The 21,879-nt window shown below is 42.9% G+C and carries 20 protein-coding genes; 3 read left to right on the top strand and 17 right to left on the bottom strand.

The features are described from left to right. Positions 1–243: 243 nt before the first annotated feature. The 9 genes from MsAg5_RS04205 to MsAg5_RS04245 all read right to left on the bottom strand — a co-directional run bounded on the left by MsAg5_RS04205 (position 244) and on the right by MsAg5_RS04245 (position 9,750). Complete coding sequence (locus MsAg5_RS04205; RefSeq protein ID WP_338099369.1) at positions 244–2,871, bottom strand: HD domain-containing protein; 2,628 nt, start codon at positions 2,869–2,871, stop codon at positions 244–246. A gap of 132 nt (positions 2,872–3,003) precedes the next feature. Further along, on the bottom strand, positions 3,004–3,294 hold the full coding sequence (locus tag MsAg5_RS04210) for a hypothetical protein (protein WP_338099370.1): 291 nt from the start codon (positions 3,292–3,294) through the stop codon (positions 3,004–3,006). 758 nt (positions 3,295–4,052) lie between these two features. Then, positions 4,053–5,078 carry a flap endonuclease-1 gene (gene fen / locus MsAg5_RS04215; RefSeq protein ID WP_338099371.1) on the bottom strand — a complete coding sequence of 342 codons (1,026 nt, stop codon included), beginning with the start codon at positions 5,076–5,078 and terminating at the stop codon, positions 4,053–4,055. A gap of 356 nt (positions 5,079–5,434) precedes the next feature. Next, complete coding sequence (locus tag MsAg5_RS04220; protein WP_338099372.1) at positions 5,435–5,722, bottom strand: hypothetical protein; 288 nt, start codon at positions 5,720–5,722, stop codon at positions 5,435–5,437. A 413-nt stretch (positions 5,723–6,135) separates the two neighbouring features. After that, complete coding sequence (locus MsAg5_RS04225; RefSeq protein WP_338099373.1) at positions 6,136–6,792, bottom strand: hypothetical protein; 657 nt, start codon at positions 6,790–6,792, stop codon at positions 6,136–6,138. A gap of 21 nt (positions 6,793–6,813) precedes the next feature. Then, entirely contained in the window at positions 6,814–7,494 is a 681-nt protein-coding gene (locus MsAg5_RS04230; RefSeq protein WP_338099374.1) for a hypothetical protein, read from the bottom strand. 50 nt (positions 7,495–7,544) lie between these two features. Further along, complete coding sequence (locus MsAg5_RS04235) at positions 7,545–8,273, bottom strand: hypothetical protein (protein WP_338099375.1); 729 nt, start codon at positions 8,271–8,273, stop codon at positions 7,545–7,547. A 43-nt stretch (positions 8,274–8,316) separates the two neighbouring features. Next, positions 8,317–9,018 (bottom strand): hypothetical protein, encoded by a 702-nt coding sequence (locus tag MsAg5_RS04240; RefSeq protein WP_338099376.1) that lies wholly within the window; start codon positions 9,016–9,018, stop codon positions 8,317–8,319. Positions 9,019–9,102: 84 nt separating this feature from the next. After that, positions 9,103–9,750, bottom strand: coding sequence for a hypothetical protein (locus MsAg5_RS04245; RefSeq protein ID WP_338099377.1), 648 nt, complete (start codon positions 9,748–9,750; stop codon positions 9,103–9,105). A gap of 161 nt (positions 9,751–9,911) precedes the next feature. On the opposite strand from MsAg5_RS04245, the gene MsAg5_RS04250 reads away from it, so the two are divergent. Next, positions 9,912–10,283, top strand: a complete 372-nt coding sequence (locus MsAg5_RS04250; protein WP_338099378.1) for a PH domain-containing protein — start codon at positions 9,912–9,914, stop codon at positions 10,281–10,283. Between the two features lie 350 nt (positions 10,284–10,633). Here MsAg5_RS04250 and MsAg5_RS04255 read toward each other — a convergent pair whose 3' ends face one another. From MsAg5_RS04255 to MsAg5_RS04285, 7 genes are all read right to left on the bottom strand, one after another. Next, positions 10,634–11,269 carry a hypothetical protein gene (locus tag MsAg5_RS04255; protein WP_338099379.1) on the bottom strand — a complete coding sequence of 212 codons (636 nt, stop codon included), beginning with the start codon at positions 11,267–11,269 and terminating at the stop codon, positions 10,634–10,636. Between the two features lie 71 nt (positions 11,270–11,340). After that, positions 11,341–12,024: a hypothetical protein gene (locus tag MsAg5_RS04260; RefSeq protein ID WP_338099380.1), complete on the bottom strand. Its 684-nt coding sequence runs from the start codon at positions 12,022–12,024 to the stop codon at positions 11,341–11,343. A 471-nt stretch (positions 12,025–12,495) separates the two neighbouring features. Continuing rightward, the gene (locus MsAg5_RS04265) at positions 12,496–12,759 is read right to left on the bottom strand and encodes a Zn-ribbon domain-containing OB-fold protein (protein WP_338099418.1); all 264 of its coding nucleotides are present in this window, start codon (positions 12,757–12,759) and stop codon (positions 12,496–12,498) included. A 544-nt stretch (positions 12,760–13,303) separates the two neighbouring features. Next, the gene (locus tag MsAg5_RS04270; protein WP_338099381.1) at positions 13,304–13,696 is read right to left on the bottom strand and encodes a Zn-ribbon domain-containing OB-fold protein; all 393 of its coding nucleotides are present in this window, start codon (positions 13,694–13,696) and stop codon (positions 13,304–13,306) included. Between the two features lie 5 nt (positions 13,697–13,701). Continuing rightward, a complete protein-coding gene (locus tag MsAg5_RS04275) occupies positions 13,702–14,874 on the bottom strand; it encodes an acetyl-CoA acetyltransferase (RefSeq protein ID WP_338099382.1) in 1,173 nt (390 codons plus the stop codon). Positions 14,875–14,885: 11 nt separating this feature from the next. Next, positions 14,886–15,935, bottom strand: a complete 1,050-nt coding sequence (locus MsAg5_RS04280; protein WP_338099383.1) for a hydroxymethylglutaryl-CoA synthase — start codon at positions 15,933–15,935, stop codon at positions 14,886–14,888. Between the two features lie 752 nt (positions 15,936–16,687). Next, complete coding sequence (locus MsAg5_RS04285; RefSeq protein ID WP_338099384.1) at positions 16,688–17,431, bottom strand: helix-turn-helix domain-containing protein; 744 nt, start codon at positions 17,429–17,431, stop codon at positions 16,688–16,690. A 198-nt stretch (positions 17,432–17,629) separates the two neighbouring features. Here MsAg5_RS04285 and MsAg5_RS04290 point away from each other — a divergent pair, with 198 nt between their 5' ends. Further along, positions 17,630–18,844, top strand: a complete 1,215-nt coding sequence (locus tag MsAg5_RS04290) for a CRISPR-associated protein Cas4 (protein ID WP_338099385.1) — start codon at positions 17,630–17,632, stop codon at positions 18,842–18,844. Between the two features lie 88 nt (positions 18,845–18,932). Then, the gene (locus tag MsAg5_RS04295; RefSeq protein ID WP_338099386.1) at positions 18,933–19,925 is read left to right on the top strand and encodes an AIR synthase family protein; all 993 of its coding nucleotides are present in this window, start codon (positions 18,933–18,935) and stop codon (positions 19,923–19,925) included. Between the two features lie 573 nt (positions 19,926–20,498). On the opposite strand, the gene MsAg5_RS04300 is transcribed toward MsAg5_RS04295, so the two are convergent. Then, the gene (locus tag MsAg5_RS04300) at positions 20,499–21,602 is read right to left on the bottom strand and encodes a mechanosensitive ion channel family protein (protein WP_338099387.1); all 1,104 of its coding nucleotides are present in this window, start codon (positions 21,600–21,602) and stop codon (positions 20,499–20,501) included. Between the last annotated feature and the right edge of the window lie 277 nt (positions 21,603–21,879).

Consider the following 21,879-nt stretch of genomic DNA (forward strand, 5'->3'; position numbering starts at 1 on the left):
ACCAGAATCAATTGACGATTTAATGGACAGGTTTGATGAATTCAAAAAAGATTACTATACGAGGTTTTTTAATATTAGAGATGAATCATGATGAAATTATAAAAACAATTATATTTATCTTTGATAAAATATGGACCTTATCAAACCAACCATGGCAGGTAATTGATGAAAATCTACTACCTGCGTCATGAAATGAAAATTATTAAGTGTTAAATAGCTTGCACCAAATTATTTTCATTTTTATTACGTATGAGTTATCTTTTTAACAACTATGTAATGGTAAATTGCCCTATTCTTTTTATTTATTTTTCTGTAAATTGGATCCTTGTGCATTGACCCTGATCTTTCTATTTCATCCAAATTACAACCCCACCCCTCAGAAATCAGATTGACAATAAATCTTCCTATATCATTACCCTCCCGATCTCCCCAATAAAAATCAAATTCAGGCCAGGTTCCTTCAATATTCCTATTATTTAATATGATAGGGTAACTAAAATCTGCCAAAAAATCAATGTTACTAAACTCAATTAATTTATCACCTTTATTGTATAATTGCTCATAGGAAATGATAAAATATTCATTAGATTCATTTTTTCGGACAATGCTTATAATTTCATCTGAACTGACATATTTGCCGTTGTGCTTTGCGATTTTTAATTTACCAGTTGTTCCCTTTAAAGATCTTGCGCAAGAAGCAATTGACACTTGAATCTCTTCATCTAGTTCAAATTTTGATAATTTTTCAACTTGACTTTCAATCCATTTGTGGAGAATATTTCTTTGTACCGTTGGAAGAACACTATCCCTTGATGCTCTTTGACTCTCCCCTTTTAGTATTCCAATAATTCCATACAAATCTGATGTTCTAAATCCACCAACGGTAACGGCACCTGAAAAATCTTTGTGCTCTACTTCTAATTCTGAATCTACAATTCTTCCAATCAAAGATGCTCGCCCTACAACTTCACCACCTTCATTAATCAAAAATTCCATATTTTCAATAGCCATATCTATTTTTGATTTATGTTGACTGCTATACAATTTCTCATATAGTTCATTACCAATCAATCTAATGATCAAATCTTTAGGAGACATTGTCATCCAATCATCTTTTTGAACAACCGTTGTTTTAATTTCATTTTCAATTACAAAAATATTGCAATCAAACCCAATGCACTGGTTCTTTATGAAATCTGATATGTTCCTGTGCCTAAACTTTTGATTATTTCCATCCAATACTCCCCGATAGATTTCATTATCAATCCAGACTTTAATTCTGGTACCACCATTTTTTATTTGCTCATCTTTTTCAGCAATTCTCAAGAGGGGACGAGAATATGAACCATCTTCAAATTCTAAAACTAAAGAATCATCCCTTCCTTTGTCACATCGGTTTGTTGTCACTTTGACTTTTTTCCCCCACATAAATACTGAAAAAAAACCAATTCCATATTTGCCGGTTGATAAAAAATTCTTTGACTCTAATCCCGGAAACTCTCGACGCATTAAATCAGTACCCCAAAATGATTGGCCAAAATCCAAAAAAGGTCCTGTTAAAACGTCCTTTGACATTCCAATGCCGTTGTCTTCAATTTCTATAAATTTTCCATGACAATCTTCATCAATTCGGAGAATAATATCACCAAAATCTTCATCCTCGTTATCTATTTTTCTTCTTGCCCTGATGGCATCGGCTGCGTTTTGTAAAAGTTCCCTTAACGGAACCTGCATATCATTTCCATAAAGTTGAGAACCACCCAACATGTTCACTAATTTTCCAACATTGCTTACTTGAATTTTGGTATCTATGGGCTGCCATCCTTCAACCGTAATTAATCTTGATAGTCTTTTGACATCTTCAATTGACTCAACACCAATGATATCAAATGTTAAATCATAGTTTTCAGACAGTAAAGAATCAACTTCTTTTAACTCTTGATCTATCATTTTAAGGGTATCAAAACAAACCCACCACGATTTATTTTCATCTTTTTTAAATGGAGATTTTGATGTAAATTTCAATCTTTTGTTTTCAACTATTGGCTGATTTAATTTTGCTTGAAAGTTCCAATGCAAATCAGAATATTTGGATGGTTTTCGCAAAGTTCTCAAAAAAAGAGGAGCACGACGATCATCAATTTGAATGGCATCTGAAATTCTTAAAATACATGATAATTTTAGAGGATCGATTGTCCATTCTTTCGGAAAACCCCCAATAGCACCCTGTATTGATGGCAATTTTTCTTCTAATTCTTCAACTTTCCACCCGTGACTGGATGCAATGAGACCGATTATATACCCATAAGAATGACGAAGTAATTCATTTTCTATCAGATAAACGTCATGATTTTCATGGTCTTTCCAGGGAGTTTCAGGCAATTTAGAAGCTTTTGAAGCATGCAAAGATCTGAGAGTTTGAATTGTTGCTTCCTTTTCAATTTCGGGGTCTAGGTTTTCAAAATCTTTTTCAGTAATATGCCGACCCAATTTTCCTTTTAAGATTGAAGCAACTGTGTCTTTCCACATTGGGTTTTTTTTAATCTCTTTGATACCACCTTGATAAGCAACAAGAGCCATACCTAGATCATGAAATAAAAAAGCGCTACCTAAAACATAAGCCTCTGCAGGATTTAATTTAATATTTGATTTATTCAGAATCATATCTGCAGAAGTCCACAATGCATCAGAATGTGTGACATCATGAACTGTATATTCTTTAAAATAATCAGAGATTTCACCAGCCAATTGAGATGATTTATCTCTTAATCTGAAATATTCCGTTCTTAAGATTTCTCTTTCTTTCTCATATTCCTTTGATTGCTGCCCTAATGTACGCTTCCAAATATCAGTTTCTTCAAAATCAACCATATTAAACCAACCTTGCCTTTTAACCACTTATTTGATATTTGACTTTATGAATCTAATTTATATTTCTGAGCAGACTTGAAATAATCATTTGTGTTTAGCCTCATTTAAAATTCAATAAAAAATAAATCTCTCTCACTCCTCTTCCCCCCCAACCCGAACCATCCTCACGCTTCTTATTTGCCCTTCAACCTCATAAACCGCCTTTTGCGTCTCCAAAGAAACTTCCTGCGCCTTCAAAGAAGCCCGTCGAGAATCTTCCGCCATACTTTTCGTCTCTTCAATCGACTTTTTAATTTCCGCCACATCCCGCGTAACGATTTCAAGACCGCCACCTTTGATGCTTTTTAAAGAATCCAAATTGAAAAGCGCATACAAAATGCAAGCAAAAAGCATGAATGTTGCCATTGCAGTTGGATATTCCATAATTGCCAGAAAAACTGAAAAAAGCAAAATGAGTATAATAAAAACAATATTGAAAATGAGTTTCAGAATACTTTTCTGCGGCTTTTGATTGAGGCCGGGCTCCGAGTTTTCATTTGAATTTTGACTCAACGAGGATTCCTCCGAATTTTATGATAAGTTTACAAATCTTTCAAAGGATAAATAAAATTCCTTTGAAAAAATTCAGCTCATATCTCTTTCCGAAAAGAATTCAAAGTCTTTTTTTGAATAATATCCGGCATAAATTCAAAATAAAATACGCGAACGTTTTTAATAGATGTCAAGAAAACCATCCCGTAACATCAACCGAAAAATTCCTTCGCTTCGCGAGGAATTTTTCAAAGGCGGTGGGATTCTGAATGCATAGAATTCGCTTCGCGAATGCTCCCTTCGGTCGCAAGAAATAATTCGGCAAATTAAAAACTCCAAGCAAACCACCCCGTAAAATCAAACGCGACAGCGTTTGTATTTTACGGATACCACTCAACAGATACAGTTAAACAGTTAACTGTAGGTGCAAACCGGAACTGTAAACAGAAATCCGATAAATTACACATTTCCAACTGATCGTAATCCGCAAAATACAGACGCAAAGCGTCTGATTTTGCGGGTTGGTTTGCTCGCTGTCGAAAGAAAAGTTTGCGGGACGGTTTGCTTGGTTCTAAATTAAAAACGGAGATGATTTTTAAAACTCAAAAAGAAAAAGTGTCGCCGTAACGCGCGCGCCGCCCCCGCCTCAATCAAAACCATTGATCCAATGTCGTTTTCTTCTTAGCAGCCCGCGCAGCATTCAACTTCTGAACCGCATTCATAACCCTGTCTTCGGAAAAGTCGCGTTTGCGGCACAAAAATTCAACCATTTTATCAGCGTCCGGTTTTTCCCACTTGACCGTATATTCCGTCGTCACCGGCGGGTGTTGGAAAAACGCTTTGGCCGCGTGGTAACTCGGCGTCAAATCCGTTTTATCCTTGGCTCGAAGAATCTCTTCAACCGTTCCTTTTTCTTTAATCAACTTGAGGGCCGTTTTGGCGCCGACGCGTTCCAAACCTTTGTTAAAATCGGTGCCGACGCACAAAGCGATGTCGATAAACTGTTCGCGCGAAATCCCGAGCCGTTCCAGATTTTTGTTCAAATCAACTTTTTCGGGAACAACATCTACGTAAACACTTTTTCCGGGCAGTTTTCGTTTGCCGGAAACCGTCAAATTCCGGACGACCGACGTCGCCCCGAAAATGAAGGCGTCGTAATCTTGCGACGACACGAAGTCGACATCTTTGTTTTCAAGCATAAAAGCCGCTTGCGCTTCGCCTTCGGACGGACTTTCGACAATCGGAATGCCCATCATGGGCAGCAGCATTTTCGATTCGTCAATCACTTGCGGGTCGATTCTGGCGGACGCTTGCGCGTACTTGTAAATTTCAGCCGGGTCGCCTTTCTCAACGGCCAGCTTCCATTTTTCGTGCGCTTTGTCCCGAATTTCGCGGCGTTTCTCGATGGTTTCGGCTTTCAATTCCGGCGGCTCGCCGTCGAAAACAAAAACCGGTTTGATGCCGGCTTCCGCAAAACTCGTCGTCCGGTAGAGAAGTCCGGCCAAGTGCGACGTCGGGTTGCCGTTGGAATCCGTCAGCGCCTGCCCGTCGCGTCCGCGAACGGTGGTCACAAATTGATAAATCACGTTAAAAGCGTCAAAAGCAACAATTTTGCCATCCAAATCTTTCATGGAAATCGTGTCGCGTTCCAACAAATCGCCGATATCTGCACCCATTTTTTCACCACAGAGGAAAAGGAAAACGTCCTATAAAATGATTTGGAGGGCGGGAACGAAAACGAGGGGCGGCTGTTGCGGCTGGTGGCGGCGCGCGCGTTACAGCGATCATTTTTTATTTGATTTCAAAAACGGTGGACAATTTTAATAAATGTCAAGAAAAACACACGCTTACAGCAGACGCGTACCGCGTCTGCTCAAGCGGGTTCCATTTTAAAGAAGGTAAAAAAGAAAATAAAAACAGAATTGAAACAGAAGGGGCAGACACTCACAAGTAACCAGAACGAAAATAGAAGTTAAAAAAGATCAAAAGGGCGGACTCTCGTCCTTCTTTTTCATATATTTTCAAAAAACGTTTAGGAGGGTTGTGTTGTGATATCAATGACGGGTCCTTCAGCCGCGTCGAATTTAGAAACAGTCAGGAGATTTCCTTTGCGCTCAACCAATGTCGCTTCGGAAATTTTTATTTGCCGCGCACCATCTTTGCATTTGTGGACAATTAATAATTTTTGTCCTTTCTCAGGATGGTCGCCGAATTTATTAACCATGCTTGTGACGACTTGCTCGAACTCCGAATAAATTAAAATTTCGGTTCTGTTCGCTTGTTTTCTAATACTGCCAATCGGTTCGACCGTAAGGAGCATATGCAGATTCCATCCCTGTTAAATGAAGTTTAACGTGAAATTCAATCAAATTCGTATTCAGATTAAAGTTTCATTTAAAATATTCATTAAATTTATTTCCGACAAATTAATGTTCGACCGCCTGAAAAGGCACCAGACATCAACTTTTCGTTAGTAGTCGATAATCAATTCGCAAGTATATATTCATTTCGTTGATGAACGTAATAAAGTTTTATGATTGGTATAACAAAAATATGCCTCCATACTCTGAAATATTCGAAGGTTAGCAAGGATACAAACAAGAAATGAATTAAAATGTGTCGAAAAATCAGGGATTTGTCGATAAAGTGAAACAGAAAAATAAAAAAATAGAGAAATAAAAAAGTGAAGGAAATAATAAAAAATAAAAAAATTAAGGAAAATATGAAAAAGATTTAAGGAAAAACAGTCCGAACGCCGTACGGCGCAATCAGCTGATATCCTTTGGGCGAATCGTACAAATAAAGAAGACAGCGGTCACCCGGTTTGAAATCCCAGCAGTGCGGCGGATCAATATTGTACATAATCACGTTATCGACCTGGCCGTCCGACAGGAAAAGAGCAATTTCATCCGAACAATTACCTTTCATTTTTCTGTCGACCGTGAAATAAACGTAAGTATGAATTTCATACTTTTCGGATTCGACATATTGCTCGATGTGGGTGACATTTGTGTTATGGTCGACCCATTCTCTTGTTTGAACGTCGCCGAGTTCGGGCGCGCTGCCATCCGGCGTTGTCCAAAAGGAACGGACTTCCTTGGCCGTCCCGTAAACCACGACATCCGAATAACTTGTCGCCGACCGTGGCGTGTAAGCGACATAATCAAGGGTGTAAAGACCTGTCGACTTTGAATAAGCCCGGATGGTTGAATCTCTCGGAATGTTTTCCGGATTTGAAACGAAAGCTTTGGTCGGAATACCTGTATAGTCAACAGCGATCGGAGCGCCGGAATAATAAAGCAAATACCTTCCCACGAGCAAATATCCGGCTGAAAAAATCGAAATCAAAAGAACCAAAATGATAAGGACGGCAATGGTTTTTCTTTTCATGGTAAATTCCCCGTTTTTAATTTAAGAAACAATCGGCCGGACGCCGTACGGTCCGACCAGATCATATTCATCCGAATATTCCTTCAAACAAAGGAAATACTGTTCGCCCGGTTTGAAATCCCAAGAAGCGGGATAATCCGTATAAGAACTGAGGCCGTACATAACGAGGTTATCCATTTGTCCGCCCGGCAGCCAAAGATTGATTTCATCCGGACAGTCGCCTTTAACGCGTTCATCCACCGTGAAGTAAATAAAAGTTTGAATTTCGGCGCCGACTTCAACCTGTTGTACTGTATATGTTTCATTTGTCGAATAATTCGTTCTTTCATAGGTCTGAACTTCACCGATGAACGGAGCTGCGCCGTTTGACGTTGCCCAAGAACATTGAATCTCTTTGACCGTTCCGTAAATGACCACATCAGATTCCTTGATGGCGTCCACCGGGTCATAAGATATGTAATCTATTGTCGTGAATGTGTTAGACATCACATAAGCCCGAATAGTCCCCTCGGGAACTGTTTCGGCGGCACCGGGACCAAAATGCTTCGTTTTAATGCCCGTATTGTCAACACTGATTGGTTTATCAGTGACGTAATCAGGCGGCTGCCATTCACCGGATTCATCCAAGATTCGGTCCAAACAACCGGCTGCTAAAACCGACATCAAAAGAATGAGTCCGACAAATACAATTTTGAGTTTCACGGCAGATCACACTCCAACTTGAAAAAATAAAAAGTTAAAGAAAATAAATTTTAAGGCACAACCGTCCGAATTCCGGATGGAATGAACAATTCGTAGTCATCCGAATATTCTTCCAAATAGAGCAAACATTGGTCCCCCTGTTTGAAATCCCAATATTTGGGGAAATCGCTGCCATACATTACAATATTGCCGACTTGGCCGCCCGGCAAATAAAGATTGATTTCTTCAGGACAGTCACCCTTCACGCATTCATCAACCGTGAAATAAACATACGTGTAAATTTCATAGCGGCCGGAATCGTAATACTCTTCTCGGTGCGTTTCGTTTGTGAAATAATCTGTCCATTCACTGGTTTGAAGTTCACCTAGATCCGGTTGGGTTCCGTCGGGAGTCGTCCAAAATGAACGGACTTCTTTTACGGTTCCATAAACAATCAGATCAGAACGCTCTGTTACATAGACCGGTTCATAAAAAATATAGTCCGTGTTGACAGAGATTGAATTTTGTTTAAAGGCCCGCACCGTGAGATTATCTTTCGGAATCTGATCATAATCGGAAATAAAACGGACCGTTTTAATGCCGGTACAATCAACAGCAATCGGCGGACCGGAATAATAGTCTTCAAACGTACGGCCACTATTGATTTCACTGATATTGCAGACACTTTCACTTGTATTGCAAATATTCATACTTGTATAATCGGGCGAACTGTTCAAGCAGCCAGCAACCAAAACCGAAATCAAAAGAACGATTCCGAGAGAGAGGATTTTGAGTTTCATGATGAATCACTGTTTAATTTGAAAAAATAAAAGAAAATAAATTTTAAGGCACAACCGTTCGAATTCCATCAGGCATGATCAAATCATATTCATTCGGATGTTCTTCCAAATAAAGCAAACATTGGTCTCCCGGTTTAAAATCCCAAGATTTAGGGAAATCACCATAATCCATCACAATGTTGCCGATTTGACCGCCCGGCAAATAAAGAGTGATTTCTTTCGGACAGCCGCCTTTCACACATTCGTCGACTTTGAAATAAACATGTGTGTAAATTTCAGAATCAACAACGACATACCTTTCCATATAAGGACCGCTGCCGTTGTTGCGCTCACGTTCCTGAATGTCGTTCGGATTGATGGTTAATGTGCCGTCCGGCGTCGTCCAAAAAGAACGGACTTCCTGAACGGTTCCGTAAACAACAAGATCAGACCCGTTTGTCGCATTTTCAGGGTCGTAAGACACATAATCAATATTCGGATTAACGATCAGATAATTGAGAGCCACAACGGTGGAATTATTTCTCAGAATACGATCCCGGTCGGATTCAAATTTGATCGTTTTAATGCCGGTGCAGTCAACACTGATTGGCGTATCGGAATAATAATCCTCGTATGTGTGATTGCGGTTGATTTCACTGATATTGCAGGCGTTCGTATTTGTGCTGTCCGGCAAATTATCTAAACAACAAGCTGCTAAAACCGAGATTAACAAAATGATTTCGAGAGAGATAAGTTTGAATTTCATGAACACACCTTCACCTTGGATTGAAGTCACATAAAATAATCAAATAATCAAATTCCCGACCCTTTGAATAAACGAGATTCTGCTTTAAGAAATAACCGTCCTGATACCGTGCGGTGCAACCAAATCCCATTCGTTCGAATACGTTTTCAAATAAAGCAAACATTGATCTCCTTCTCGGAAATCCCAGCGGTTCGGATAATCGCCGCTCGACATTACCACGTTGTCCACTTGTCCGCCCGGGATGTAAAGATTGATTTCATTCGGACAACTGCCTTTGACACGTGTGTCGACCGTGAAAATAACGTAAGTATAAATTTGATTGCTGCCGGAATCATAAAATTGGCTCACGCGAACCGTTCCGCTTTCATCCGTTTCTTTAAACGTTCGGACGTCGTCCGGATTGATGGCGAGCGTTCCGTCCGGTGTTGTCCAAGCGGACGGCTGAATTTCCTTGACCGTTGCGTAAACAATCACATCAGACCAGCCGGCAACTAATTTTGGCTCAAAAGCCGGATAACTGTCATTGACCGGCGGTCCGTAACACTGAATAATATGGTTGCCTCTCGGAACATTATATGGTTTGCCGGAAACAAATTTGACGGTTTTGATGCCGGTTTCGTCTAATTTGACCGGTTTGTCCGAATCGTAAACATTGGAATTGCCGCCCAAACAGCCGGCTGCAAAAATTGAAATCAAAAGAATGAATCCGATAAATGCGATTTTGAGTTTCATAATCCGTTCCCACCAAATTTTATTTTAAATTGAATAAAAGAAAACAAGGAGTCATACATATTAAATATTTTTAATTTTTATAAAAAAATAAAAACAAAAAACGATAAAACCTATAAATCATCCGCACAAACAAATGACGTTTAAAAAACAGGAGGCAAAATATGATTGATTTTCAAAATGGTTTTATGAAACTCTCACCGGTTGACCCGAACAGCTTATCCGACAAAATAAATCCGATGCTCATCGACGGCGAACAAATTCTGTCGGCGTTTAAAGGCATTCGCGATTCCGTCGTTTTCACCAACAAAAGAATCATCGCCGTCAACGTCCAAGGTTTGACCGGCAAAAAAGTAGACTACACATCCTTACCGTTTTCCAAAGTGCAGGCCTTTTCCGTCGAAACGTCCGGCACGTTTGACCGCGACTGCGAATTGGATTTGTGGTTCAGCTCGGTCGGACACGTGCGGTTTGAAATCAAAGGAGACTTTGATATTGTTGGTTTTAACAAATTAATCGGCAGTTACGTGCTGTAAATTTGTTTTTTTATTTGGTGCTTCCGGCAATTATTTTATAATTTCGGATGTCACCTGCTGTTTTCTATTTTTTGGGTACAGTTTCTGTTTTTGAATTTACGGTTTGCACCTACCGTTTACTGTTTAGATTATATCTGCTGTTACTGTATCCAATCCATTTCATCGGATTCCGAGAAAATCAAACGCAAAGCGTTTGATTTTTCGGGATGGTTTGCTTGAAAAAGAAAAAGGGGAAACACCGTTTTCTGATATTTTGCAAAAATGTGTCGCCATAACGCGCGCGCACGCCGCTCGTCAAAACCCAAAAAAAGAAAACAAATGAATAGAAATTAATCGACTCAATTCATTTGTTATTCATTGACAAAAAAGGCGCCGCCGGGCATAAGATAATATGTTCCTTCTTTCGGAATTGAAGAAACCGTCAAATACAAAAGGTATTCTTGACCTTCTTTTTGCTTTTCAAAATCCCAAGGCGACAATGGTCCATCAAAGAAAATTACAAAATCGTCAACTTCGCCACCCAAAAAAGTCACGACAACTTCATCGCCCGGGTTTCCTTTGGCCGGATCGGTGACAGTAAAGACGATGTCCGTGTAAATGCAATAGTTATCATAATGGAAGGCTTGCTGCGGGTTTTCCGGCGTTTGTCCGTCGGGCGTCGACCAATAAGACGGATGAATCTCTTTGACAGTGCCGTAGAAAGCCAAATCCGATTCGTTGGGCAAATCTTCCGGAGAATAGGCCGGCATCGAATTGTTGACTTGGATAAAATGGTAGAAATCCATAAACTGTTTCTGGGATGGCGTTCCGTTTTCATCCAACGGATAATACATCGGAACCGGAACATTTTCAATGCCGCCTGTGTGGAATTCAGAAACATTTTTGTTGAGCGGATTAAAAGTGTCTTCGGAATTGCTGAGGCAGCCGGCTGCCAAAAATATAAGCAAAATCGAAACGGATAAAATGATTGTCTTTTTCATTTTCATATTTAAACCCAAAAAAAGAAGGACTTCTAAAGGTTTTATATTTATTCATTTTTAAAAAAATATAAAATGAATTATTCATTCACAATAAAAAGCCCGCCACACACAATCTCGTATCTTCCGCCTTCCCCGTCTTTGGAATAAACCAAAAACTTATCCCCGGGTTCAAAATTCCACGGATTCGCATAACTTCCCTGCATAGCAAATTTTCCGACCTGCCCGCCTTCAACGGAAATAATCACGTCTTCCGTGGCCGGACCCATCACCCAATCATCAACTTCAAAAACAATATCCGTGTAAATGTATGTGTCTTGTGTAAAGGAAGATGAAACGGATTTGTATTCCCAAGAACCGGATATCCCACCCGTTGTCCTTTTGCCGGGATATGTGAAATAAAGAAACAACGGTGTTTTACCACTATAAGTTGACCAAACCGACGGCTTGACCTCTTTGACGGTTCCATAAAAAATCAAATCGGATTCCTCAATTAAAGCTTCATCCGAAAAGCACGGACGTGAGTCATTTCCCCATTTTTCATACCAGATAATGCTCTTGTTTTCCTTCAGATCTTTCGGAATATAACCACTCAATTCGTATTTTGTGATATTTTTGTTCAGCGGATTGATGGAATCAGAGTTCAAATTGATGTATTCGACATCTGTTTGTTGATTTTCCGTCCCATTTTGTTGACCGATGCATCCGGAAAATAAAATTCCGACACATAAAATCAAGACGAGGAATAATTTTTGGATTTTCATAGAAATCGCCTAAAGAATTATTCTATTTCAATTTAATAAATTTGTGCATTAATTACTGATTTCTAATTTCCAGTTTGCACCTATACTGTTTTTAGGCTTTAGTTTGCATCTGCTGTTTTCCAACAATACAGTTGATTCCTAATCCGATTTGCACCTGCTATTTCTAACAATACAGTTGTATTCTGATCCGATTTGCATCTGCTGCTATCCAATCCATTTTATCGAATTCCGGTAAATCAGACGCGAAACGCGTCTGATTTACTCGGGGATTTTGCTTGACTCAAAAATAAAAACGCCCCTTTGGTCTTAAAAACGCAAAAAGAAAAATTGTCGCCATAACGCGCGCGCATGCCGCTCGCCAAAAAACCTAAAAAAAGAAAAATGCAAATGAAACAAAGAAAATATAAAAAATAAAGAAAAACAACCGGAGAATACCGGTTGCTTTCATTTATGGAGAAAAAAACCCTAAAGTTATTTGTCCAACTCGAATTTGGTACCGTAGTAAAGAATACCATCTTCACCGTCGCTGCCGAGTTTTCTGAACACGGAGTGAACGCGTTTTCCGATGGCGGCTTTCTCCGGCTCGTCCACGATTTGCGTGGTCAGGCACGGACCTTCGTCCAACTTGACGATGGCAAGCGTGTACGGAACCAAGTCGTTGAATTCATCGGACGTGGTGTGAGTAATCGTGAGCGTCACGATTTCGCCCTGTCCTTTGAATTTGTGCTGCTCGATGTCGCCGTCGCGCCGGCAGTTCGGGCAGAGGTTTCTTGTCGGGTAGAAGTATTGCGTTAAAAAATTCCGTCGCTTCGCTAGGAATTTTTCAAAAGCGGTGGGAGACTGATTCTGTTTGAGTTCGCTTCGCGAACGCTCCCTTCGGTCGCAAAAATAAAGTTACAGTTTCAGTTCATACCTGCTGTTTTCCAACAATACAGTTGATTCCTAATCCGATTTGCATCTGCCGTTTTCCAAAAATACAGATATTTCTTGGTCTGATTTGCATCTACTACTGCTATCCAATCCATCTCATCTAAATTCTGGTAAATCAGACGCGATGCGCGTCTGATTTACTCGGGTTTTTCGCTTGACTCAAAAATAAAAATAAACAGCCGGTTTAATCGACGCAAAAAGAAAATGTGCAGCCATAACGCGCGCGCCCGACGCTCGCCAAAAAACCCCAAAAAAAGAAAAATGCAAATGAAACAAAAAAAGTAAAAAGAAAAACAACCAACGGAAAACCCCGTTGATTGCTTTCATTTATGGAGAAAAAACCCTAAAGTTATTTGTCCAACTCGAATTTGGTACCGTAGTAAAGAATACCATCTTCACCGTCGCTGCCGAGTTTTCTGAACACGGAGTGAACGCGTTTTCCGATGGCGGCTTTCTCCGGCTCGTCCACGATTTGAGTGGTCAGGCACGGGCCTTCGTCCAACTTGACAATGGCGAGCGTGTACGGAACCAAATCGTTGAATTCGTCAGACGTGGTGTGGGTAATCGTGAGCGTCACGATTTCGCCCTGTCCTTTGAATTTGTGCTGCTCGATGTCGCCGTCGCGCCGGCAGTTCGGGCAGAGGTTTCTTGTCGGGTAGAAGTATTCGTTACATGTTTTGCAGTGGGATCCGACTAAGTTGTAACGGCTCGCCTGCTCTCTCCAGAATCTTGGTACTGTCATTTAAATCACCTCTCGTTAGAGAAAATGTGCACAACAGCCGTCGCACCGGAGCCGCCGACGTTGTGAGTCATTCCATACTTGGCGCCGTCCACTTGGCGTTTGCCGGCGTCGCCGCGCAATTGCGTCACGGCTTCAACGGCTTGCTTGACGCCTGTGGCGCCGACCGGGTGGCCGCAGGACTTGAGACCACCGGACGGGTTGACCGGGATTCTGCCGCCGAGTTTTGTTTCGCCGTTGAGGGACACGAGACCGCCCTTTCCTTTTTCGGCGAATCCGAGGTCTTCGATCGCACAAATTTCGGCGATGGTGAAACAGTCGTGAACTTCGACGAAGTTGATGTCTTTGGGGGTAAGGCCCGCCATTTCATAGGCGCGCTTTCCGGCAACAACCGACGCGTCAAGCGTTGTGATGTCGCGGCGGTCATGCAAAGCGATGGTGTCGCTTGCTTGTGCGCTGGCTTTCACATAAATCGGCTTGTCCGTGTATTTTAAAGCGTCTTCGGCCGGAACCACCACAACCGCGGCTGCGCCGTCGGAAACCGGGGAGCAGTCCAAAATGTGGAGCGGGTCCGAAACCATAATGGATTTTAAAACTTGGTCGATGGTGATTTTGCTCTTGAACTGAGCAATCGGGTTGTGCATACCATTCTCGTGGTTTTTCACGGCAACCGCGGCGAGTTGTTCGCTGGTTGTGCCGTATTTCGCCATGTGCAGTTTCGCAATCATGGCGTAAATGCCCGGGAACGTGGCGCCCTGGATACCTTCCCATTCACGGTCCGCCGCAGCCGACAAAGCGTCGGTGGCGCCGGAGGAAGAAATATCTGTCATTTTTTCCGCACCGGCCGCAATGGCAACATTGCTGTAACCGGACGCGACGGCTTGAATCGCTTGGCGAAGGGCCAAACCGCCGGAGGCGCAGGCCGCTTCCACACGGGTGGAGGGGACGTGAAGGCCGCGTGCGAGACCGGAATAGTCCGCAATGAGCGCGCCCAAGTGTTCTTGTTCGACGAAACGGCCGCCACTCATGTTTCCGACATACATGGCGTCGATTTCCTTGCCGGAAATGCCCGCGTCTTCAATCGCACCGATACCGGCTTCAACAACGATGTCACGCAAGGACCGTTCCCAAAGCTCTCCGAATTCTGTCGTTTTTGCACCGACAATTGCAACTTCTCTCATGTTATCCCTCCTCATCCGAATCTAATCTTACCTTTGTGGTGCGCGTATTTACCGTAGCTCAGGTAAATCGGGTCGGCCAAAAGCTGCTGGACGGACGGCGCCAAGTTTCTCTTGGCTTCGATTTTGTCGGTCACAAGAATGCTGAACGCGTCGGATCCGGCACCGGAACCGTAGGCGGTTGCAAAAATTCTGTCACCGGGCTGTGCAATGTCAAGCGTTGCGGCGATGCCCATCAAACAGGATCCGGAGTAGGTGTTTCCGAGTTTCGGAACCACAAGTCCCGGTTGAATTTGTTCTTTGGTGAAGCCGAGCATTTGAGCGGCGCGTTCCGGGAATTTGCCGTTGGGCTGGTGGAAAACCGCATATTTGTAATCGGACGGGGTGGTGCCCATCTTTTTCATGAGGCCCTTGGCCCCGCTGGTCACGTGTTTGAAGTAACCCGGGTCGCCCGTAAAGCGGCCGCCGTGGCCGGGGTACGGTTGTCCCTCACGCCGCCAGAAGTCGGGCGTGTCGGTTGTAAAAGAGTATGTGTCTTCGATGATGGCGATGAGTTCGGATTCTTGGCGTCCGATCACATAAGCGGCGCCGCCGGCGGCCGCCGTGTATTCCAAAGCGTCGTTGGGCGCACCCTGGGAAACGTCTGCGCCGATCGCAAGTCCCAAATCAATCATACCGGAGCCGACCAATCCCATACAGACTTGAACGGCTGCTGATCCGGCTTTACAGGCAAACTCAAAGTCCGCCGCTGTCATGTCGGGCGTCGCGCCGACCGCTTCGGCCACAATCGTACTGGTCGGTTTGACCGCGTACGGGTGGCTTTCGGAACCGGTGTAAACCGCGCCGATTCTTTGCGGATCAACGCCGCCGCGTTTCATTGCGTTTCTCGCCGCTTCGACCGCAATCGTCGCCGCGTCTTCATCAACATCAGGAACCGATTTTTCAAATACTTTTAAACCGGCTTTTAAAATTTCGGCGTCGCCGCCCCAAACACTCGCGATTTCTTCTGTTTTAATCCGGTATTTGGGAATATAGGCGCCATAGGAAACAATTCCGACTGTCATTTATTCACCTTTATTTTTTTTAATAATTTCATTAAAAAAGCTTAAAGTCAAAAAAATTAAAAAGAAAAGAGAAGCATTTCAAAAATGCCTCTCGGTCTTTTTGAGGTTCTTTAGAATACGTTTTTTTATTTTATTTGTTTTTGTTGTTTACTTGGGTTTTTGAGGGAATTTAAAGATTCTTACGGTTCTTTAAATTTTTTAGGTTTGGTATTTTGATCGTTTTTCCGTTTTTGTTCTTCAAATTTTTCGTTTTTTTATTTCTAACCATTTTTTCGAGCTGACCTCTGAAACTCCGAAATTGTGCTTCCAATTCAAGAGGCACGATTTCAGAGAACTTAACCTCAAAAATGAATATGAGGTATATAAATATAACGTAGGCGACTTCGTTCTTTGACGAAGTTTTTGAATCAAATGATTCTAAAAAATACGGTATCGACGAAGTTAAAAAAATATAAGAGGGATGAAGCGCCAAATTTCGAAAACAAAAGGGGACCGAAAGAACCATATATCAAAGATTTTCGAAATAAAATAAAATTTAAAAAATAAATAGCCTGATAATTATTTTTAGTGAATACGTATCTGATTCTATGATGAATATATCTGTCAAAGGAATTCATCGAAAAATAAAAAATAAAACTGCCGCCCCTATTGATTTATTTTATAAAACGTGTTGCTGTAACGCGCGCGGGCGGCGCGCACAAAAGCAAAAAAGAGCCGAAAAAACAAAGAAATAAAAAAATAGGAATCGAGGATTAGATTCCCTTGATGGAGTATTGCCCGTATTTTTTCAATTCGGCAATCGCTTCGGTAATGTCTTTGGTGGTGCACAAGAGCGGAATCCGGTCGACTTCCGCCATTTTAACCGCCATCGGATCCACTTCGTCTTTGCCGAGGCCGTGCAAAACAATGGCGCCCGGCTTGAGGTTCGTCACGCGGATGGCGACAAGCGGCGACTTTCCGGTCGACACTTTTGTAAAAATCATAGCGCGGTCGGTGCTCCAGCCGTAAAGGCGCTGGAATTCGTACGACGACATTTCCAAAATGGAGCGCTTGCTGTCGACAACGGAAAAACCGTAAAGCGGGCGTTCCATACCGCGGTAAAGAACGTGAGCGTCGAGAAGCGACACCAGTTTTTGAAATTGAATCGGGATGGAATATTCGTAAGTCGAATAGATGGACTCTTTGGAACTGTCATTGGCCAGCATCGTTTCATACGCGTGGATTTTTTGTCCGCCGCGTTCGGTATCGATGGCCAAAAGAGATTCGACGATCTTGCTGACCATGAGCGTTCCCGGAGATTTCCGGCGGCCGCTTTCATAATCGCTGATCACCGAGGGTGAGACTTGAAGCGCGTTTGAGATGTCGGTTTGCGACACTTCGAAGTTAAGACGCCATTTTTTGAGGCATTCGCCGGGTTTTTCGGAAAGCGTAATCTCTCCGGCCATTTTCTCGGCAAGCCTTTTTTTCAAATTTTCAAAAGCTTCGTTGTCTGTCATGACAAACAAGAGAAGGGTTGAATGAAATATAAACTTAACTCACCTGTTATAAAAGTTGACAAATAAAAAAACAAAACCGAACGGCTTTTTATAAAACGAAAAATCAGATATTCGAAAAAATCAAAATTCATCACATATAAATCCATCGATTTTGAAAAAATGAAAAAGAAGATGAATACCCTCTGTTTTTTTCGGTTTATGATTCAAAAGAGCAATGACAACAGCAATGGCAGCGGTAACGGCAACAGCAATGATAAGGACAAATATTCCGCAAGACCGGAAACCGGTTTGAATTTTGAACAAAAACAAACGCGTACGACAGTTTCGGATATTCGAACGTGGCTGATTTGTCCGCGTTTGTTTTTCTTCAACGAATCCCACCGCGAAAAAAACAAAATTTCATCGGAAAGTGATGAATTTTCAAATCATATTCTGTATCAAAAAGATCCGGTTCGTTTTTTTGAAGCCGAGTTTTTGAAAGAAATCTGCTTCTTTTTGCCGGAAATGGTGACAGCGGCGGCTCAAGAAAATGAAAACGGCAACTTTTTGGATGAAAGCAAATTGAAAAAGGAATTAAAGCAATTGGCTGACGATTTAAAAGAAGAAATGACACTTTGGACGCCGGATGAAAACGAGTTTTCAAAATCAGTTTCCGTCAAAACAAAATCAGCGGACGGTCTTTATGACGCGGATTCAAAAAATCCGGTTTGGGAAAAAACGACGCGTCAAAACCCAAATCCGGCCTTCCCTTCCGCGATCGTCGCCGAAAAAACGGATTTGGGCTATCTGGCGGCTCCCGAAAAAATCAAACCGGTTTTTGAAGAAAACGCTTCGAAAACCCCGTCCGTGTTCACATCTTCCTCCTCTTCCGCCTCTTCCGCCGCCATCGACGACGCTTACGACGCTGCCGTTCGCCGGATTCCGAAATTGATTCAAAACGTTTCAAAGACAATTGAATGCTACGGTTTTTCGCTTTACGACGCCGCCGGAAATCCGGCGGCGGCAAATACATCCTATTATTATGAAAAACTGAATCTGTCGGGCGCGCCGCACAAAATCGTTGTTCTCGACGGCAAACTTCTGCCGTATTTGATTAAAACGTCAAAAACGCCGGCAAACGGCATTTGGGAGAAAGACCGGATCGCTGCGGCCGCGTATGTTCTGATTCTTGAAAACCGGTTCGGAAAAGCGAATGTTTCCGACAATTTTATTGCGGATTATGCCGGAGAATTGCGCGTCGGGCGCGTGCGTTCCGATGACAAAAAGATGGTTTTGCGGATTTTGAGGCAGATGAAAGAAGCGAGAAACGGAAAAATGCCCAACGAGCGAAACATTCGGTTTTGCAGCCATTGCCCGCACCAAGAAAAATGCCGGCCGAAGCTGACATCGTTTTTGTCCCGGCTTTTTGAATAACCGGCGGTGATTTGGGATTGAGGGATTTGGGAATTTATAAATAGAGAATCGGTATAGTTAAGAAAATCAATCTTTCAGGAAATAAACAATGGAAATCGGAAAAGTGCCGCACGATGTTTTAAAAAACATCGTTTTTGACAAATTAAAATTCTTCGACCCGGACGTCATGATCAAACCCGGCATCGGCGAAGATTGCGCGGTTTTAAATTGCGGCGAACAGCTCGCCGTTTTGTCGTGCGACCCGATTACCGGCGCGTCCAAAGAAGTCGGGCGCTTGGCTGTTCATGTTTCCTGCAACGACATCGCCGCCAGCGGCATTCGTCCTCTCGGCCTTCTGGTTTCGATTCTTCTGCCGCCCGGAACAACGGAAAACGATCTTGAAATGCTGATGACGGAAATCGCCGAAACCGCGACCGCCATCGGCGTCAGCGTGATCGGCGGCCACACGGAAGTCACCGACGCCGTCGCCCGCACCGTGATCAACATGACCGCAATCGGCATTTCCAAGAAAGATCAAATTATCCGTTCTTCCGGCGCCCGCCCCGGCGACAAAATCGTCGTCACCAAAACTGTCGGCCTGGAAGGAACCGCGATTATTGCCAACGAAAAAGAAGCCGAGCTGAAAAAGAAATTCGGCCTTCCGTTCGTCGAAAAAGCCAAGTCTTGCATCACGCAAATCAGCGTTGTGGAAGAAGGCATCGCCGCCGGTGAGATCGGTCCCGAATTCGTTCACGCGATGCACGACATCACCGAAGGCGGCGTTTTCGGCGCCGCGTGGGAAATGGCGGAAGCCGCCAACATCGGCGTCACCGTGTCTGCGGATCAGATTCCGGTCGCCCCCGAAACAAAAACCGTTTGCGAGCATTACCAATTGAATCCCTGCCGGCTGATATCAAGCGGCAGCATGATGATTGCGACGTCAAAGCCGGAACTGCTGATTGAAAAATTGAGCGAAAAAGGCGTTTTGGCAACCGTTGTCGGCGAATTCTTGGACAAAGCGGACGACCGGTTTGTCGTCAAAGGCGATGAGAAGAAGGTTTTAGAACCGCCGAAATCGGATGAATTGTATAAATTAGATTGATTGAATTATTTTTCCTTTTTTTCTTGCGCCGGCATGCGCGCGCGTTACAGCGACAATTTTTCTTTTTGATTTTAAAAAGTGTCCATGATTTTTTAATTTTGGGCCAAACAACCCGTCCCGCAAACTTTTATTTCGACAGCGAGCAAACCACCCCGCAAAATCAGACGCTTTGCGTCTGTATTTTGCGGAATCCGATCAGTAAGATGCATTCCAACTTGCAGTACTGAGTTGCATCTGCAGTTGACTGTTTTTAGGTTGGTGGTTGCACCTACTGTTTCTGAAAATACAGTTGTTTACTTGTTCCAATCTGCACCTACTGTTTCCAACAATACAGTGTTTACTTGTTCCAATTTGCACCTTCTGTTCGCAGTCCAAATTGTATCTGTTCAGCGGTATCCGTAAAATACAGACGCTATCGCGTCTGATTTTACGGGATGGTTTGCTCAACATCGTCGAAAAATCGCCGATCACTTTTCAAAAACTCGAAACAAAAAAGTGCCGCCATAACGCGCGCGCAGCGGCTCACCAAAAAAACAAAAAAAACAAAAAAGAGTTGAGAACGAATTGTCGATCTCAACAATGTTTTTCATGGCCGGCAGAACAGCCGGCGCCATCATCAATAATGACTTTCAAATCTCTCTGCCGGCACGGGATTTCGATTCCTTCTTCCCGGAAACGCTTCAAAACGGTCGTGTTGATGTAGTCGCGCGACTCCCATTTTCGGTCGAAACGGTTGGTCCAAAACGTCACCATCAAGTTCAAACTCGACTCGCCGAACTCCAGGAAAAAGACTTCCGGCGCCGGCACTTCTAAAATGTGGTCGAAATTTTTGGCGGCCTGCGTCGCCACTTCTTTCAGAATCGCTTTGACTTTTTCAATATCCGAGCCGTAGCCGACGGAAAACGCCAGACGGACTTTCAGATTGATGTCCGGCATCGCGTAATTGGTAATGATGCTGGTGGAAACCGTCGAGTTCGGAATGGTCATGAGTTCGTTGTCCAACGTTTTGATGCGCGTGCTGCGGGAGCCGACGTCGAGGACGTCGCCGACGTGGTCGCCGATTCGAACGCGGTCGCCGACTTTAAACGGCCGGTCCGCGTAAATCATAGCGCCGCCGAAAAAGTTGCCGAGCGTATCCTGAGCGGCCAGCGCCACCGCAATGCCGATGACGCCGATGCCGGCCAACAGCGGCGTGATGTTGACGTCATAGATTTTTAAAATAATGACCACGGCGACAAACCAAATGATGTATCCGGCAAGCAAATCCAAGAGTCCGAGCAGCCGCGTTGTGATGTCGTTCTTGGAACTTTGGATGACTCGGCGTCCGTAAAATTCCATGATGTTCTGAACCAGCGCCGACAAAAACCAAGCGCCGATGATGACCGCCAGCACTTCGTCGATTTCCGTCGCCAGCAATTCTTCCATACCGGCCGGCGTCAGAATGTAATTTTTAACGCCGTAATACGCCGGAATCAAAAAAGCAACAATGGTCACCGGCTTTCCGACCGACCCCAGCAAAATGTCGTCCCATTTTGTTTCCGTCGTTTCAACTTTTTTGAGCATCCATTTCCGAATCTGCCGCAATCCGAAAAAGAGCACTAGTCCCAAAACAATGAACAAGCAGCCGATAAAAAATGAAGGATCCGTGTAGTCAATATATGATAAGTAGTCCGCCATAAAATCCCGTTTAACGTTGAATTATCCTTTTTGTATATATTAATCAAATTATATATTTCAAATAATCATGTAGAATCAGATAACCTTTATAATTATTAATTTACATTCTACAATCATTCAATCTATTTATTTAATTCTGATTGAAGAAGTCGGATGAGGGCGTTTTATTTTATAAAAAATATTTAAAAAAAGATAAATAAATTAATTTTTCGGGATATTTATGCGGGCGCTGAGCGGAAAAAATTTACTTTTGGTATCGTTGTTGATTTTTTGCGGG

This window comes from Methanolapillus africanus, assembly GCF_032714475.1.
In the GTDB taxonomy this organism is placed as follows: Archaea; Halobacteriota; Methanosarcinia; order Methanosarcinales; family Methanosarcinaceae; genus Methanolapillus; species Methanolapillus africanus.

What these genes read in the sequence shown, in the direction of transcription:
- MsAg5_RS04205 (WP_338099369.1), bottom strand. Translation starts at nt 2,871, where the DNA reads ATGGTTGATTTTGAAGAAACTGATATTTGGAAGCGTACATTAGGGCAG.
- MsAg5_RS04210 (WP_338099370.1), bottom strand. Translation starts at nt 3,294, where the DNA reads ATGGAATATCCAACTGCAATGGCAACATTCATGCTTTTTGCTTGCATT.
- fen (WP_338099371.1), bottom strand. Translation starts at nt 5,078, where the DNA reads ATGGGTGCAGATATCGGCGATTTGTTGGAACGCGACACGATTTCCATG.
- MsAg5_RS04220 (WP_338099372.1), bottom strand. Translation starts at nt 5,722, where the DNA reads ATGCTCCTTACGGTCGAACCGATTGGCAGTATTAGAAAACAAGCGAAC.
- MsAg5_RS04225 (WP_338099373.1), bottom strand. Translation starts at nt 6,792, where the DNA reads ATGAAAAGAAAAACCATTGCCGTCCTTATCATTTTGGTTCTTTTGATT.
- MsAg5_RS04235 (WP_338099375.1), bottom strand. Translation starts at nt 8,273, where the DNA reads ATGAAACTCAAAATCCTCTCTCTCGGAATCGTTCTTTTGATTTCGGTT.
- MsAg5_RS04240 (WP_338099376.1), bottom strand. Translation starts at nt 9,018, where the DNA reads ATGAAATTCAAACTTATCTCTCTCGAAATCATTTTGTTAATCTCGGTT.
- MsAg5_RS04245 (WP_338099377.1), bottom strand. Translation starts at nt 9,750, where the DNA reads ATGAAACTCAAAATCGCATTTATCGGATTCATTCTTTTGATTTCAATT.
- MsAg5_RS04250 (WP_338099378.1), top strand. Translation starts at nt 9,912, where the DNA reads ATGATTGATTTTCAAAATGGTTTTATGAAACTCTCACCGGTTGACCCG.
- MsAg5_RS04255 (WP_338099379.1), bottom strand. Translation starts at nt 11,269, where the DNA reads ATGAAAATGAAAAAGACAATCATTTTATCCGTTTCGATTTTGCTTATA.
- MsAg5_RS04260 (WP_338099380.1), bottom strand. Translation starts at nt 12,024, where the DNA reads ATGAAAATCCAAAAATTATTCCTCGTCTTGATTTTATGTGTCGGAATT.
- MsAg5_RS04270 (WP_338099381.1), bottom strand. Translation starts at nt 13,696, where the DNA reads ATGACAGTACCAAGATTCTGGAGAGAGCAGGCGAGCCGTTACAACTTA.
- MsAg5_RS04275 (WP_338099382.1), bottom strand. Translation starts at nt 14,874, where the DNA reads ATGAGAGAAGTTGCAATTGTCGGTGCAAAAACGACAGAATTCGGAGAG.
- MsAg5_RS04280 (WP_338099383.1), bottom strand. Translation starts at nt 15,935, where the DNA reads ATGACAGTCGGAATTGTTTCCTATGGCGCCTATATTCCCAAATACCGG.
- MsAg5_RS04285 (WP_338099384.1), bottom strand. Translation starts at nt 17,431, where the DNA reads ATGACAGACAACGAAGCTTTTGAAAATTTGAAAAAAAGGCTTGCCGAG.
- MsAg5_RS04290 (WP_338099385.1), top strand. Translation starts at nt 17,630, where the DNA reads ATGATTCAAAAGAGCAATGACAACAGCAATGGCAGCGGTAACGGCAAC.
- MsAg5_RS04295 (WP_338099386.1), top strand. Translation starts at nt 18,933, where the DNA reads ATGGAAATCGGAAAAGTGCCGCACGATGTTTTAAAAAACATCGTTTTT.
- MsAg5_RS04300 (WP_338099387.1), bottom strand. Translation starts at nt 21,602, where the DNA reads ATGGCGGACTACTTATCATATATTGACTACACGGATCCTTCATTTTTT.